The 14492-nt window shown below is 70.3% G+C and carries 15 protein-coding genes and 1 tRNA gene; 8 read left to right on the forward strand and 8 right to left on the reverse strand.

The window, feature by feature from the left end; all coding sequences use genetic code 11:
• Positions 1 to 171 precede the first annotated feature (171 nt).
• The 7 genes from ABD944_RS19075 to htpX all read left to right on the forward strand — a co-directional run bounded on the left by ABD944_RS19075 (position 172) and on the right by htpX (position 7521).
• Entirely contained in the window at positions 172 to 732 is a 561-nt protein-coding gene (locus tag ABD944_RS19075; RefSeq protein WP_345178294.1) for a NuoI/complex I 23 kDa subunit family protein, read from the forward strand.
• Complete coding sequence (locus tag ABD944_RS19080; RefSeq protein ID WP_345178296.1) at positions 729 to 1322, forward strand: NADH-quinone oxidoreductase subunit J family protein; 594 nt, start codon at positions 729 to 731, stop codon at positions 1320 to 1322. Before ABD944_RS19075 ends, ABD944_RS19080 begins: the two co-directional genes overlap by 4 nt.
• Positions 1322 to 1738 (forward strand): NADH-quinone oxidoreductase subunit NuoK, encoded by a 417-nt coding sequence (nuoK, locus tag ABD944_RS19085; protein ID WP_345178298.1) that lies wholly within the window; start codon positions 1322 to 1324, stop codon positions 1736 to 1738. Before ABD944_RS19080 ends, nuoK begins: the two co-directional genes overlap by 1 nt.
• Positions 1735 to 3597 carry an NADH-quinone oxidoreductase subunit 5 family protein gene (locus ABD944_RS19090; protein ID WP_345178300.1) on the forward strand — a complete coding sequence of 621 codons (1863 nt, stop codon included), beginning with the start codon at positions 1735 to 1737 and terminating at the stop codon, positions 3595 to 3597. The genes nuoK and ABD944_RS19090 overlap by 4 nt, the downstream gene beginning before the upstream one ends.
• A complete protein-coding gene (locus ABD944_RS19095) occupies positions 3594 to 5102 on the forward strand; it encodes a complex I subunit 4 family protein (RefSeq protein ID WP_345178302.1) in 1509 nt (502 codons plus the stop codon). Before ABD944_RS19090 ends, ABD944_RS19095 begins: the two co-directional genes overlap by 4 nt.
• Positions 5102 to 6589: an NADH-quinone oxidoreductase subunit N gene (locus tag ABD944_RS19100; protein WP_345178304.1), complete on the forward strand. Its 1488-nt coding sequence runs from the start codon at positions 5102 to 5104 to the stop codon at positions 6587 to 6589. Before ABD944_RS19095 ends, ABD944_RS19100 begins: the two co-directional genes overlap by 1 nt.
• A gap of 77 nt (positions 6590 to 6666) precedes the next feature.
• Positions 6667 to 7521: a zinc metalloprotease HtpX gene (htpX, locus tag ABD944_RS19105; RefSeq protein WP_345178305.1), complete on the forward strand. Its 855-nt coding sequence runs from the start codon at positions 6667 to 6669 to the stop codon at positions 7519 to 7521.
• Between the two features lie 95 nt (positions 7522 to 7616).
• Here the strand turns inward: htpX and ABD944_RS19110 are convergent, their stop codons facing one another.
• The gene (locus ABD944_RS19110; protein ID WP_345178307.1) at positions 7617 to 8105 is read right to left on the reverse strand and encodes a YajQ family cyclic di-GMP-binding protein; all 489 of its coding nucleotides are present in this window, start codon (positions 8103 to 8105) and stop codon (positions 7617 to 7619) included.
• A 127-nt stretch (positions 8106 to 8232) separates the two neighbouring features.
• Here ABD944_RS19110 and ABD944_RS19115 point away from each other — a divergent pair.
• Positions 8233 to 8314, forward strand: a tRNA-Tyr gene (locus ABD944_RS19115).
• Positions 8315 to 8526: 212 nt separating this feature from the next.
• On the opposite strand, the gene ABD944_RS19120 is transcribed toward ABD944_RS19115, so the two are convergent.
• From ABD944_RS19120 to ABD944_RS19150, 7 genes are all read right to left on the reverse strand, one after another.
• Positions 8527 to 9924: a tyrosine-type recombinase/integrase gene (locus tag ABD944_RS19120; protein WP_345178309.1), complete on the reverse strand. Its 1398-nt coding sequence runs from the start codon at positions 9922 to 9924 to the stop codon at positions 8527 to 8529.
• Positions 9921 to 10115 carry a helix-turn-helix transcriptional regulator gene (locus ABD944_RS19125; RefSeq protein ID WP_345178312.1) on the reverse strand — a complete coding sequence of 65 codons (195 nt, stop codon included), beginning with the start codon at positions 10113 to 10115 and terminating at the stop codon, positions 9921 to 9923. The genes ABD944_RS19120 and ABD944_RS19125 overlap by 4 nt, the downstream gene beginning before the upstream one ends.
• Entirely contained in the window at positions 10112 to 11803 is a 1692-nt protein-coding gene (locus ABD944_RS19130; RefSeq protein WP_378188800.1) for a replication initiator, read from the reverse strand. Before ABD944_RS19130 ends, ABD944_RS19125 begins: the two co-directional genes overlap by 4 nt.
• A gap of 8 nt (positions 11804 to 11811) precedes the next feature.
• A complete protein-coding gene (locus ABD944_RS19135) occupies positions 11812 to 13269 on the reverse strand; it encodes an FtsK/SpoIIIE domain-containing protein (RefSeq protein WP_345178316.1) in 1458 nt (485 codons plus the stop codon).
• A gap of 88 nt (positions 13270 to 13357) precedes the next feature.
• Positions 13358 to 13663, reverse strand: a complete 306-nt coding sequence (locus tag ABD944_RS19140) for a hypothetical protein (protein WP_345178318.1) — start codon at positions 13661 to 13663, stop codon at positions 13358 to 13360.
• The gene (locus ABD944_RS19145) at positions 13663 to 13941 is read right to left on the reverse strand and encodes a hypothetical protein (protein WP_345178320.1); all 279 of its coding nucleotides are present in this window, start codon (positions 13939 to 13941) and stop codon (positions 13663 to 13665) included. The genes ABD944_RS19140 and ABD944_RS19145 overlap by 1 nt, the downstream gene beginning before the upstream one ends.
• A complete protein-coding gene (locus ABD944_RS19150) occupies positions 13941 to 14363 on the reverse strand; it encodes a plasmid replication, integration and excision activator (RefSeq protein WP_345178323.1) in 423 nt (140 codons plus the stop codon). Before ABD944_RS19150 ends, ABD944_RS19145 begins: the two co-directional genes overlap by 1 nt.
• Positions 14364 to 14492: the final 129 nt, after the last annotated feature.

Raw genomic sequence — 14492 nt, forward strand, 5'->3', positions numbered from 1 at the left:
CGCCGGCCGGGAGCGGTGCTCGGGCTCGGGATCGTAGGGGCGCTCCGCGTGATGACCCACATGCCCTCCCCGGCCGCAAGCCTGCGCACTAGCACCCGACCTATACCTCGTTGGACGAACGCCGAACCCGTCGCGTTCCCCCCGCGCCGATCGTGCGCAATCATGGGGCGCGTGGGACGGCTACCAGGAGGCGGGCTGGCCAAGGGGCTGGCGGTCACGTTGCGGACGATGACGCGGCGGTCCATAACGCGCCAGTACCCCGAAGTGCAACCGGACCTGCCGCCGCGCAGCAGGGGCGTCATCGCGCTGTTCGAGGAGAACTGCACGGTGTGCATGCTGTGCGCCCGCGAGTGTCCCGACTGGTGCATCTACATCGATTCGCACAAGGAGACGCTCCCGGCCGAAGGCGGCGGGCGCCCCCGGACCCGCAACGTCCTCGACCGCTTCGCGATCGACTTCGCGCTCTGCATGTACTGCGGCATCTGCATCGAGGTGTGCCCCTTCGACGCGCTGTTCTGGTCGCCGGAGTTCGAGTACGCCGAGTACGACATCGCCGAGCTGACGCACGAGAAGGAGCGGCTGCGGGAGTGGATGTGGACCGTCCCGCCGCCGCAGGCGCACGACCCGTCCGCCGAGCCGCCGAAGGAGGTGGCCGCGGCGGAGAAGGCCGCCGCGCGGGCCGCCCGGACTCCCCGCACGGGCCCGCCCCCGGGGCCGGGAGAGCGCGGATGAGCGGCCAGGAGATCGTGTTCACGCTGCTCGGCGTGGTGGCCGTCGGCTCCGCGCTCCTCGTGGTCACGACGCGGCAGCTCGTCCACGCGGCGCTGTGGCTGGTCGTGTCGTTCGGCGCGCTCGCGGGCGGCTACCTCGTCCTCACCGCGGAGTTCGTGGCCTGGGTGCAGGTCCTCATCTACGTCGGCGCCGTCGTGGTGCTGCTGCTGTTCGGGGTCATGCTGACGCGGGCGCCGATCGGGCAGTCCGCCGACCTCGACTCCGGGAACCGGTGGGCCGCGCTGGCCGTCGCCGCCGCCACGGCCGCCGTCCTGGTCACGGTGACGGTCATGGGGTTCGGCGGCGCGCGGATGCCGCTGCGCGCGGGCGGCGGGTCGGCGGACGAGCTCGGCGGCGCCGTGTTCCGGACGTGGGTGCTGCCGTTCGAGGTCCTGTCGGTGCTGCTGCTGGCCTCGCTCGTCGGCGCGATCGTCCTGTCGCGGTCCGACATCCGGGCCCGTCCGGCGGCGGAGGCGAAGCCGGTCCGGAAACCCGTCGGGGAGCCGGACGCGAAGCCCGGCGCTGAGCCGGACGGGAAGGGCGCCGCCTGATGCATCTCGCCTACCCGACGGTCGTCGCCGCCCTCCTGTTCTCCGTCGGCGTGTACGGGGTGCTCGCGCGCCGCAACGCGATCCTCGTCCTGATGTCGGTCGAGCTGATGCTGAACGCGGTGAACCTCAACCTCGTCACGTTCGACGTCTGGTACCGGGACCGCCTGCACGGCGGCCAGGTCCTCACGCTGTTCACCATCGTGATCGCCGCGGCGGAGGTCGGGCTCGGCCTCGCGGTCGTGCTGCTGGTGTTCCGCAACCGGCAGATGATCGACGTCGACCGCCTCCGCGCGCTCTCCGAAGACGCGGAGGCCGTGGAGGACGCGGAGGCCGCTCCCCGTCCGGCCGGACGCGTGTCCGACGGCGGGGAGGGCACTCCCGAACCGGCGCCCGAGCGCGAGGAGGCGGCGCCGTGATCTGGCTCGCGTCGCTCGCCGCGCTGCTGCCCTTCCTCGCCGCGTTCGCCGGCCTGCTCTTCGGCCCGTCCCTGACCCGGGCGCTGCGCGGCGGCCCCGCTGGGTCGCCGCTGCGGAACGGCCCCGCGCTGATCGCCTGCGGGCCGGTCGCGGTGTCGCTCGTCCTGTCGGCGATCGTCGCGTTCGCCGTCTGGCGCGACCCGGGCGAGCGCACCGGCGTGCTCACGCTGGTCGACACCGGATCGGTGCCGATCAGGGTCGGGTTCCAGGTGGACGGCCTGGCCGCGGTGGTCGGCCTGATGGTCTGCTGCGTGGCGCTCGCCGTCCAGGTGTTCTCGGTCGCGTACATGTCGAGCGACCGCCGGTACTCCTCCTACGCCGCGTTCATCTCCCTGTTCACGTCCGCGATGCTGCTCGTCGTCTACTCCGGCGACCTGCTCGTCCTGTACGTGGGCTGGGAGGTCATGGGCATCTGCTCGTACTTCCTGATCGGGCACCACTGGGAGGAGCGGGCCAACTCGCGGGCGGCGGTCAAGGCGTTCCTCGTCACGCGGCTCGGCGACGTCGGCTTCCTCATCGGCGTGATCGTGCTCGGCGTGGGCGCGGGGACGTTCCAGATCGACCGGATCGTCCGGACGGCCGGCGACCTCCCGCAGTCGACGGCGACCGCGGCCGCGCTGCTCCTGGTCGCGGGCGTCGCGGGCAAGAGCGCCCAGTTCCCGCTGCACACCTGGCTCCCGGACGCGATGGCGGGCCCCACGCCGATCAGCGCCCTCATCCACGCGGCCACGATGGTCGCCGCGGGGGTCTACGTCGTGGCGCGCCTGTACGGGGTGTTCCTCGCGGCGCCGTCCGCGCTCGCCGTCCTCGGCGTCCTCGCGGTGGTCTCCATGGTCGGCTCGGCGTGCGCCGCCCTCGCCCAGGACGACCTGAAGCGCGTGCTGGCCTACTCCACGATCAGCCAGCTCGCCGTGATGGCCGCCGGGCTCGCGGTGGGGGCGCGGTCGGCCGCGATCTTCCACCTGCTGACGCACGCGGCGTTCAAGGCGCTGCTGTTCCTGGCCGCCGGGTGCGTCATCGTGACCGCCGGGTCGAACATGCTCGCCCACTACGGCGGCCTGCGGCGCGGCATGCCCCTCACGTTCTGGTCGATGACCGTGGGCTTCGCCGCGCTCGCGGGCGTCCCGCCGTTCAGCGGGTGGTTCAGCAAGGACGCCGTCATCGAGGCCGCCCAGCACGCAGCCCTGCATGGCGGCGAGGTCACATCGGGCGGGATCGCCTGGCTGGTCTACGGGGGATTGCTCGTCACGGTCGTCCTGACGGCCGCCTATGCGATGCGTGCGTGGTTGATGACGTTCTTCGGTGAGCGGCGCGGGACGTACGAGGTCCGCGACCCGGCACGGATCATGTCGTGGACCGTGGCGGCGCTGGCTGTCCCCGCCGCGATCCTCGGATTCTTCGGCCTCGGGGCCTCGGAACTGCGGCCCCAACTCGGAGCGTCGCTGCTCAGCGTGCTGCTGCTCGCGGTGGGCGCGGGCGGTGCCTTCCTTGTGTGGAACCGCGACCCGGCACTGGATCCCGCGCGCGCGCTCGGCCCCGTCCGTACCGTCTTCGCGCGGGCCTTCTACGTGGACGAGCTCTATACGGCGGTCATCGTCCGGCCCGTCCAGGCCCTGGCTCGACATGTCGTCCTGTTCGACCAGCGGGGCGTGGACGCCGCCGTCGTCGGCGCCGGACGCGGCGCGGGGCGGATCGGCGGCCTGGTCAGATTCGTCCAGAACGGAAACCCGCAGACCTACCTCACCGGCCTGCTCGCCGGTGTCGCCGCCATCGCGGCCGCGGTGGTGATCTTCCAGTGATCTTCGTGCTGATGATGGCGATCCCGCTGCTCGGGGCGCTGGCGATGCTCGTCCCGGCGAACCGGTTCCTGCGCACCGGCTTCGCCGTCCGCGCGTTCGGGACGGCCGTGTCCGCCGCGACCCTGCTCGTCGCGGTGTCGGCGCTGACCGCGTTCGACTTCGCCGACACGTCCCGCATGCAGATGGAGGTCGACCGGCCCTGGGCGCCCGCCATCGGCCTGCGGTTCCACCTCGGCGTGGACGGGATCTCGCTGCCCCTCGTCGTGCTGACCGCCCTGCTGACGTTCCTGTGCTTCCTCTACACGCTGCGGCACCCGCCGGAAGGCGGCCGGATCCGGCTGCTGACCGCCCTGCTGCTCGTCCTGGAGGTCGGGATGCTCGGCACCTTCGTCGCGCTCGACCTCGTGCTGTTCTTCGTGTTCTTCGAGACCGTCCTCGTCCCCATGTACGTGGTGATCATGCTGTGGGGCGGGGCGGGCCGCCGCGTCGCCGCCACCAAGTTCATCCTCTACACGCTCCTCGGCTCCGGGTTCCTGCTCGCCGGGATGCTGCTCGTCGGCGCCGAGGCCGGCACGCTCGACATGACCGACCTGGCCGCCCGGCACGGAGCCGGCCTGTCGCACGGCCTCCAGATCACCGCGTTCGCCCTGATGGGGATCGGGTTCGCGGTCAAGGCGCCGATGTGGCCACTGCACACCTGGCTCCCCGACGCGCACACCGAGGCCCCCACGGTCGGGTCCGTCCTGCTGGCCGGGGTGCTGCTGAAGATGGGCACCTACGGCCTGGTCCGCGTCGCGCTCCCGCTCGCCCCCGGCGGCGCGCAGGTCTGGGCGCCGTGGCTCGGCCTCCTCGCCGTCATCGGGATCGTCTACGGCGCGCTCGCCTGCCTCGCCCAGCGCGACCTCAAACGGATGATCGCCTACTCGTCCGTCGGGCACATGGGGTTCGTCCTGCTCGGCATCGCCACCCTCACCCCGGTCGGCGTCAACGCCGCCCTCTTCGGCAACATCGCGCACGGCCTCATCACCGGCCTGCTGTTCTTCCTCGTCGGCTCGATCAAGGAACGCTGGGGCACCGCCGACATGAACGCCCTCGGCGGCGGCATGCTCGGCACGTCCCCGCGGCTGGCCTCCATCCTCACCTTCGCGTCCGTCGCGTCCCTCGGGCTCCCCGGCCTCGCCGGCTTCTGGGGCGAGGTCCTCGCCCTGATCGGCGCGTACCGCCCGCACGCCGACCTGCCCCGCGAGACCTTCGTGACGTTCATGGCCGTCGCCGCGCTCGGCACCGTCCTGACCGCCGCCTACTTCCTGCGGATGCTCGCGAGGCTCACCCACGGGCCGTCCGACGGCGTCGCCGTCCCCCGCGGCCCGGTCGCGTCGGTCTCCCTCCAGGAGTACGCCGCCTGGGCGCCGCTGATCGCGCTGACGCTGCTGGTCGGCCTCTGGCCGAAGACCCTGCTGGACGTGACCACGGGTCCGGTCCGCGCGCTGCTCGGAGGCGGCTGATGATCCAGGACATCGACTACGCGGCGGTCGCGCCGCCGCTGATCCTCGCCGTCGCCGCGATCGGGCTGCTGCTCGCCGACGCCTTCGACGCGCCCCGCCGCGTCCTGTCCCTGCTGTCCGGCGGGTCCCTCGCCGCCGCGCTCGCCGCGGTGATCGCACTGGCCCCCGGGGACCGCCGCGCCACCTTCTGCCTGCCGGACGGCCTGCGCTCCGGCGGCCCCGCCTCCTGCTCCTACGTCGCGGACGACTTCACCCTGCTGTTCCAGGGGATCATCCTCGGCGCCGCCGTCATCGTCGTCCTGCTGTCCCTCCAGGAGATCACCGACTCGAAGATCCCGGTGGGGGAGTACCACTTCTTGCTGCTCGCCGCCGTCATCGGCGCCCTCACCCTGGTCGCGGCCCGCGACCTCGTCCTCCTCGTCGTCGCGCTGGAGACCCTCTCCCTCCCGGTGTTCGCGCTGGCCGCGCTGCGCCGCTACGACGGGACGTCCTCCGAGGCCGCGCTGAAGCTGTTCCTCGTCTCCGTCGTGTCCACCGCGGTCATGCTGTTCGGCATCAGCCTCGTGTACGGCGCGACCGGCGCCATGCACCTCGACCGCATCGCGCCCGCCCTCGCCCGGCTCCCCGCCGACCTCGACCCCGTCGCCGCGCTGGGCTCCGTCCTCGTCCTCGCCGGGTTCGCGTTCAAGGTCGCAGCCGTCCCGTTCCACTTCTGGGCGCCGGACGTCTACCAGGGGTCCCCGCTGCCCGTCGCCGCGTTCCTCGCCGTGGTCTCCAAGGCCGCCGGGTTCGCCGGGCTCGCGATCGTCCTCGCCCTGGGCCTGCCCGCCTACGGGCACGTGTGGGGCCCCGTCGTCGCCGTCCTGGCCGCCCTCACCATGACCCTCGGGAACCTCGCCGCCCTCCGCCAGCGGACCGCGATCCGCCTGCTGGCCTGGTCGTCGGTCGCCCAGTCGGGCTACATGCTCGCGCCCCTCGCGGTCGGCTCGCACCGCCTCCCCGAGGCCGTCGCCGCCACCACCGCCTACGTCGCCCTCTACGCCGTCATGAACATCGGCGCGTTCGCCGTCGTGATCGGCTTCCACCGCCGCGGCGCCGCCACCGGACGCTGGGACACCCTCGACGACTACCGCGGCCTCGCCCACCGCAGCCCCGCCGTGGCCACCGCCCTGGCCTTCTTCCTCATCTGCCTCGCCGGCCTGCCCCCCGGCGTCATGGGGCTGTTCGCGAAGGTCGTCGTGTTCCGCGCCACCCTCGCCGGCGGCGTCACCTGGCTCGCCGTCGTGATGGCGATCAACACCGTGATCGGGCTCTACTACTACCTCGCCTGGGCGGTCCGCCTCTTCACCCCCTCCGCCACCAGCGAGGACTACGACGCGGCGCCGAGCCTCGGCGTCCGCGCCGCCATCACCGCGGCGGCCGCGGGCGCGGTCGTGCTGTCCGTCGCGCCCCAGATCGTCCTGCAGACGGTCGGGAACGCCACGTAACCGGGGAAACGTTTGGGAACGTTCCCCCAGGTCAAACCGTTGATGTTCATGCCGGAGTCGACGGGGAGGCAACGCAGGTGCGGTTCAACGGCGTCAAGACGGCAGCATTGATCGCTGCGCTGTCGGCATTGGTGCTGGTCGCCGGCTGGACGTTCGGCGGCGGCACCGGTCTGGCGATCGCGCTGGTCATCGCCCTCGGAACCAACGGCGTCGCCTACTTCTTCAGCGACCGCATCGCGCTCCGCTCGATGCGCGCCCACCCGGTCGGCGAGGTCGAGGCGCCGGTGCTGTACCGGCTCGTCCGGGAACTGGCGACCTCGGCCCGCCAGCCCATGCCGCGCCTCTACGTCTCCGAGACCCGCCAGCCCAACGCGTTCGCGACCGGCCGCAACCCGCGCAACGCCGCCGTCTGCTGCACCCGCGGGATCCTCCAGATGCTGGACGAGCGCGAACTGCGCGCCGTCCTCGGCCACGAGCTGTCCCACGTCTACAGCCGCGACATCCTCATCTCCTCCGTCGCCGCCGCCATCGCCACGGTCATCACGTACCTGTCCCACCTGGCGATCTTCCTGCCGATCGGCCGCTCCGAGGACGACGACGGCCCCGGCGTCCTCGGCGCCCTCCTGATGCTGATCCTCGGCCCCGTCGCCGCCGCCGTCGTCCAGATGGCCATCAGCCGGACCCGCGAGTACTCCGCCGACGCCGCGGGCGCCCGCCTCACCGGCGACCCCCTCGCCCTGGCCTCCGCCCTCCGCAAGATCGACGCCGGCACCCGCGCGCTGCCGCTGCCGCAGGACCCCGAGCTCGCCACCACCAGCTCCCTGATGATCGCCAACCCGTTCCAGGGCGCCGGCATCGGCAAGCTCTTCTCCACCCACCCGCCGACCGCCGACCGCATCGCCCGCCTGGAACGCATGGCCGGCCGCCGCTAGATTCGCCCGAACCACTCCGGACGCCGCCGCGTCATAACCAACAAGAGCGCGCCGGCCACTTCTGCGGGGGATGGGGCCGGCGCGCTCCCCTCGTCCTACCGGTAGTTCACGAACTGCAGCGCGACGTCGAGGTCCTTGCCCTTCAACAGGGTGATGACCTGCTGGAGGTCGTCCTTCTTCTTCGAGCTGACCCGCAGCTCGTCCCCCTGCACCTGGGCCTTCACACCCTTGGGCCCCTCGTCCCGGATGATCTTGCCGATCTTCTTCGCGTCCTCCTGGGCGATGCCCTCCTTCAGGCCCACGCCCAGCTTGTACACCTTGCCCGACAGCTTCGGCTCACCCGCGTCGATCGCCTTCAGCGAGATCCCCCGCTTGACGAGCTTGTCCTTCAGCACGTCCAGCACGGCGTTCGCCCGCTCCTCGGTGTTCGCCTGGATCTCGATCGACTCCCCGGACCACTTGATCCCCGCGTCCACGTTCCGGAAGTCGAACCGGTTCGCCACCTCCTTGGCGGCCTGGTTCAACGCGTTGTCGACCTCCTGCCGGTCGAGCTTCGACACGATGTCAAACGACGAGTCGGCCATCGCCCACACATCCCCTCAGCAGCAGCATCACGATCTACAGAGCGTATCGACTCCCCACGCCCCGCACGCCCCGCCTCGATGTCACACCCACCCCGATGGTCCGCTATCCTTTCCAGCGAAACACCACGGCGGGTTGCCCGAGTGGCCAATGGGAGCGGACTGTAAATCCGTCGGCTTAGCCTACGCAGGTTCGAACCCTGCACCCGCCACACCACGTGAAACAGCCTCTGACCAGTGCAAACGGTCAGAGGCTGTTCGCGTTCCAAGATCCCCCCGCATGCAGCCAGACGCCACCAGATGCAGCGGTACGTCACTGGTCCCGGAATATACGCGGAATGAGTCCGAGCACGTTCCCGCAGGTCGGCCCAGGAACGGCGAAGGGGCCCCGGAATGAACCGGAGCCCCGACAGCGTAGGCGGGATCAGTCATCGAGCGCATCGTCGATTCGCTGGTTCGCACGGTCGTGCTGGCCGAGGATGCACTTGGCGTAGACCTGCAACAGAACCTTGACGCTGTGCCCAGCGCGTTCGGCGACCTCGGTTGCCGGAACACCGGAGTTGAGCCAGAGCGACACCCCCGCGTGGCGCAGGTCGTAGGGCCGCCGCGCCAGGGGAGAGGCGACCTGTTCGGGGGGCAGGGCCAGAGCCCGAGTCGCGGCCCACACATCGCCGTAGGCGGTAGAGCCGACGACCCCGCCCCGCTCAGTTTGGAACATCCGCCCATCGTCAGCCGTCCCAAACTCGGCGATGTGCTCCCGGAGGATCTCCACCAGGACCGGAGGGATCGGAACCGTTCGAACCTCGGCCGCCGGACGGAGCTTGAGCCCGCGCTGCTCGTGAGTCCTCCCGCTGTCCGTCCAGCGCGCCCCCGTCTCAGGCAGCGAGCGAGTCAGGACCAGACGACCCCAGCCAGTTTCCGGAAGATGGCAATCACCCTTGAGCAGCGCCACCGCCTCAGCCGGACGAAGCGCCGCGTAGTACATGCACGCGAACAGCGCACGCAGCCGCCGGCCCCGCCCCCGCTTGCCCACATAGGTGACCGCAGTCAGGCATTCCCGCATCAGCCGAGGCCCGATCACGACGCGCCAGTCCACCTCTTCGGCGATCTTGGGCGGAGTCCACTTGACCTTGTCGATCGGGTTCCGGTCGAACTCCTCCAGCTCTACCGCGTACTCGAAGGCGTTGTAGAGGACCGCCCGCTTACGCGCCACCGTCGCAGCCGCCGCCGGTTTGCCGTCCAGCTTCAGCGAGAGCGCGTCGAGCGCAGCCCGAACGTTGGCAGGCTTGGCGACGTCCGGCATGTCCAGGGACGCCTTCTCCAGCCACGAGAGCGCCTCAGCGATCCCCACCGGCCGAGGCTTCTCCCGATCCTGCGGAGCCAGGTAGTACGCCCTCAGCGCCCGCCGCAGAACCGCCGGATCAGGCGACTCGGGAGCATCCTCCCGCACGAGCACAGTCGACACCGTCGCGATGGTCTCAGTGAGCCCGTCACGGCTCTTGGGGGCAGCACCCGGCCACTTCATGTCGATGTAGGCCCGGCTGAACTCCAGCCAGGTACGTGCAGGCGTCTCCGCATCGCCCGGCAACAGGGACAGCGGCAAGCCCGAATCGACGTCGAACTCTTCGCCCCGCTTCGCAGCCTGCCGCAGGTCAGACAGAAAGTTCTTCGCTTGTGAGGTACGCGGGAACGTCTGCGATCTCTCCCGCCCGGCCACCGTCCACCGCACCGTGTACGAGATGACCTTGCCCGCGTTGCTCGACTTGGGACCGCCTCTGTTCGGGCGGATCTCCCAGAACTTGACCCTGTAGGAAGTCCTCACGCTGCCTCCTGAAGTGTGCCAAGCCAGCGCGTCAGCTCACTACGCCAGATACGAAGCTCGTTGTTCGGGAGCCGGAGCGCCTCCGGAGCCTTCCCGATCTCCCGCCAGCGGTAGAAGGTGCGTTCGGACACGCCTCCGAGTTCTTCGAGGACCTGAGGGACGGTCAGGAGTTCATCGCGCCGAGTGCTCACGCTGCCTCCGCAGTTGCCGGAAGTTCGGGGGTGTCGTTCTGTGTCGCGGCGTCGAGCTGGCGGCGCCGTTGGATGCGTTCGTTGATCAGGTGCAGGAGTCGCGCTTCGGTCGGCTTGACGTCGGGATCGGCCGGTCCTGCGCGTTCCCAGACGTGCACGGCGTTGGGGTCGGCCGGGTTGAGCACGGGGACGCCAGCCTCAGCGAGCCGCGCCAGGACCCACGCTTTGCGGTCGGCTTTGTGGTCGGCGAGGGTCTTGCCGGACCACTTGCGGGAGACCAGGACGCGGCGTCCGCCGTAGCCGAGGTGTTCGCGGCGGTGGGCTTTGCCCTTGCAGAAGCCGGGGGCCATGCCTTCCCGCGGATTCTTGGGCTGGATGCCGTAGCGCAGCCAGTTCGCGCAGGTGGGTGAGCACGGCTCATAGCGGAGCGCTTCGGCCATCCGGTCGACGTGTTCACGCTGCGCCGGGGTCTCGGCGTGGTGGCATTCGGCGACGCCCTTGACGAGGTATTTGGTGAGGTAGCCGATGAGCTTGCGGGATTGGGGTGAGTCGGGCATGACGCCTTGTGCGTCGATCTGCCGCCCGAACTTCACCACGTGGAGCGGTTTGGCGTCGTCGTCCAGGCCGAGCGCGTCGAGCGCCTCATCCCACGTCGGAAGCACTTCCCCGGTCGCGGGATCGAGGTAGCCGCCGCCGTTCTCGCCTGCTACGTCGTCCCAGACCGGCAGGTGATCCCCCTCGAAGACCACGCGATCGGTCGAGGGCCACCACACCTGGTGATAGGTGGCCGCCACGACCTGACGCAGTTCGGCGCGGGAGATGGTTCCGCGAATGGCCATGTGCAGGTGGGGCGCATGCCGTCGTTGGGGTTCGACGGTGGCGAAGTACTGGACGTCGTAGCCGACGAACCGGCGCAGGTTCTGCACGAACCGATCGACCAGCTTGGAGAAGTGGAGCGCGTCCCGCGCGGCCCGCGTGTAGTCGTAGCCGTTCGGGTCGACGGGTGTCCCGTCCGCGCGCACCCGCCCGTAGGAGTCCAGCGTGAGCGTGAGGAAGATCGAGGGCCGGAACGTCTTGCCGTCCTTGCCCCGGTAGACCTTGCCGAGGGTGCGGGAGTCGACCGGACGCCGGGGAAGGTCGGGGGCGTCCTGCCGCCGCCGCGTGGAACGGGTCCGCCGGCCTTTGCTCTCCTCACCCGACTTAAGGGCGCCACGAACCCCGGTTCGTTCTAGCTCGTTGTCCAGGTCACGGACCACGGCATCCCAGAACCCGACGTCTTCCCCCTCCGCCGAACCCTCCTCGGCCGCCTTGTCACGGGCCGCCGCCGCTTGCGCCCGCAACTCCATCCACGCGCGTTGCTCGTCGTCAGGGTCGGCGCGCGTGATGACCGGTTCTTCGGTGAGGTGCCAGCCTTGGGAGCACTGCACGGCCCGGAGCTTGCGCTTGCGCTCAGCGCACGACGGGCACACCGAGGCCAGGGTGTGACCGCACGGCACGTAGACGACTTCGGCCGCGCCGGTGTTGAGGTCCACGCGCCGCATCGGGACGGGTCGTATGCAGACGCCGTGTTCGACCGCGACAGCTTCCAACACGCCCCGCGCCAGGGGAGGCAGGGTCTTGACCACCGCGCCCGTCTCCGAGCCCTCAGCCGCCGGAGCCGACTCCGAAGGCGAACCGTCGAGGGTCATTTGCACCGTCACGCCGCCTCCACATCGGGGAGGGCGAGCGTGACCATGTCCCGGATGTCGTCATCGGAGACGAAGGCCGCTCGGACCCGGACAGGGTCGGGGGTGGTCTCCAGCCGGATGAACCCGACCCCCGCGCCGATCTCAGGGATGGACGAGATCTGATCAGCGAGCGCGCCACGGTCGCGGGCCCCGTCACCGAGGACCATGTCGACCTGTTCGTCTTCGTCCAGGCGCAGGGCGATGCGGTCGGGGAACAGGTTGCGCAGGTTGTTGACCTCTTTGCGCGCGTCCTGCTGCGCGCCGATCACGCAGTATCCGACCGACCGGCCCTGACTGGTCAGCACGGCCAGCGCCGACTCGGCCCGCTTGCGCAGATCACGCTCAGGGCAGTACGCCGTCAGGAACGCCAGCTCATCGACCACGATGACCCGGAACGGGTGCTCACGCGAGGCCGTGAACGATCGGGTGACGCCCGCGAACCGTTCAGCGCGAGCGTTCATGTCCTGCGCAGCGGCCTCCAGCAGGTCGACCATGCCGCCCTTGGGATCGTCGCTGTAGCGCCCGTACCGCTCGAACAGCGGACGCCCAAAGCTCAGTTCCATGCGCTTGGGGTCTACGGCCCAGACCTCCACCAGCCCGGCGAGCATGAGCGGCAGCAGCGCGCGGATGGTCGACCAGATCACCGAGCCCTTGCCCGCGCCCGTCGCACCCGCGATCAGAACGTGAGTTCCGAGCAGGCGCAGCCGCCAGGGCGAGCCGTCCTCTTGCCGTCCGATCTCCACCCCGGACAGATCCACCGCCGACGCGTCGGGGACCGGAAGCGCGGGGATGGGGACGGCGAGGGTGTCACGGCGGACGAACTCCAGCCACACCCGTCCCGGACGGTCCCCGACCCGGACCCGGACCAGGGCAGCGCCGAACCCGTGCGCCAGGTTGGGAGTGGCGTTCTCCCAGGCGTCGGGCGCCTGCCCTTTGAGCATCTTCACCAGGACGCGGTCGGACGTCGGACCGCAGCGGACCCGCACGAGGGAAGGCAGGTACTCGCGACCCTTGTGGACTTTGGTCAGGCCCGCCGTGACGAGGACGGGTTGCCAGTTCCGCCGGTACACCGTGACGAGTCGCCACCGGGCCAGGGCGGGACGACCCACCCACCGGACGAAGGACGGACGGTCCGCCAGCACCCACGCGGACAGGCCCAGGACGGCGAGGGCCAGGACCACGACGGGGACCGTCCACCCGTACCGGTAGCCGAGCCAGCCCAGGCCGGACAGGACCGAGACGGGGACGATGTTGCGGACCAGGAAGACGACCGTCCGGACGAGGACGCGGACGATGTTGACCAGCAGGACGAGGCCCTCGGGCATGTGCCACACCGGAGGCGCCCACTTCGGAGCCGCGAACGGGTCACGCTGCGCCTCTACGGCGACGTTCTCACTAGGGCCGAGCTTGCGAAACTCCCATGCCATGATGGGTCTCACCTCTTCTATGCGCTGTTCAGGGAGAGGGGAAAGCGGGGCGGCCGGAGGTACCAGCTCCAGCCGCCCCACCTGCTTTTCAGGCAGCCGACTCGTCCGGCATCGAAGCGACGTTGAGGGCGTGGAGCCGCTCCACCTCGGCCGCGTACCGCCCGAACAACTCCGCCAGACGGCGCGCGGTCACCAGGTCTTCGGCGGTCGGGGATTCGGGGTTGGTCGGCGTGATGGTCACGTTCGCGCCAGCGTGAATGAACGCAATCTGCGCGCGGTGACCGCCGTCCGAGCAGTAGACCGACATCTGCCGATCCGGGATCAGGTGGACCGAGATAGCCGAGGTGCCGTCCGGGTCCACCCTCACCGTCGTGAAGCTGTAGGAGGTCTCCATCACGCCGCCTTTCCCTTGCCCGAGGACCGGCCCGAGGAGGGACGACGCCCCGACCGGTACAGCCGCTCCACCTCCACCGCATACGCCGCAGCCTGAACCGCCAGGCCCCGCGCGAACTCCACATCACCCGCGCTCACACGCTCCGGGAGGGTCAGGGTGACCAGCACCCGACCGGCCGAGACCGTGAACAGCGGCGTACGCGCCCGGAACGGCTTGAACTCCACCGACGCCCCGGCATCGATCGGCAGCGACAGCGCCGACATGCGTCCCCCCGCCATCAGGCAGCGTCCTTCGCGGCCGCGCCGTTGTCCTTGGTGGAACGGCCGCCCTTGAAGTTGGCCGGGAGGACCGCCGACGCCTTCAGCGAGTAGGCCAGCCGCCCGGTACCGGAGTTGACGTACGGCGTGACCGCCAGCCCCTCGAACTCCACCGGCACGAACGGGAACCCCGCCGGAGCCTCCGGGACGATCGGCTGAACCGGCGCGGTCAGCTTCACCTTGAACGTCCCCTTGGACTCGGGGTCGCCGTCGACCACTTCCACCGCCCACACCAGCTCACCGGTGTCCTTGTCCCGCGCCTGAACGAAGTTCTCCTTCGTGGAAGCGTCGAAGTCGCGGACCGCTTCCACACCGCCCTTGACGAACGCGCCGAGGGGGAACATGTCCCCGAACGCGACCTTGAACGGACCCTTGACCGCCATCGCGGCTACCTCCAGACGTTCACCCGACCGCTTGTCCGGACGAGTGCATGCCTAGAAAGTACCTCAGCCACTCGACCGGACAACCTTCACAGCGAGTGACCTGCGTCACATTGCAAGTATCGGGAGGTC

This window comes from Actinomadura verrucosospora (assembly GCF_039540335.1).
In the GTDB taxonomy this organism is placed as follows: Bacteria; Actinomycetota; Actinomycetes; order Streptosporangiales; family Streptosporangiaceae; genus Spirillospora; species Spirillospora verrucosospora.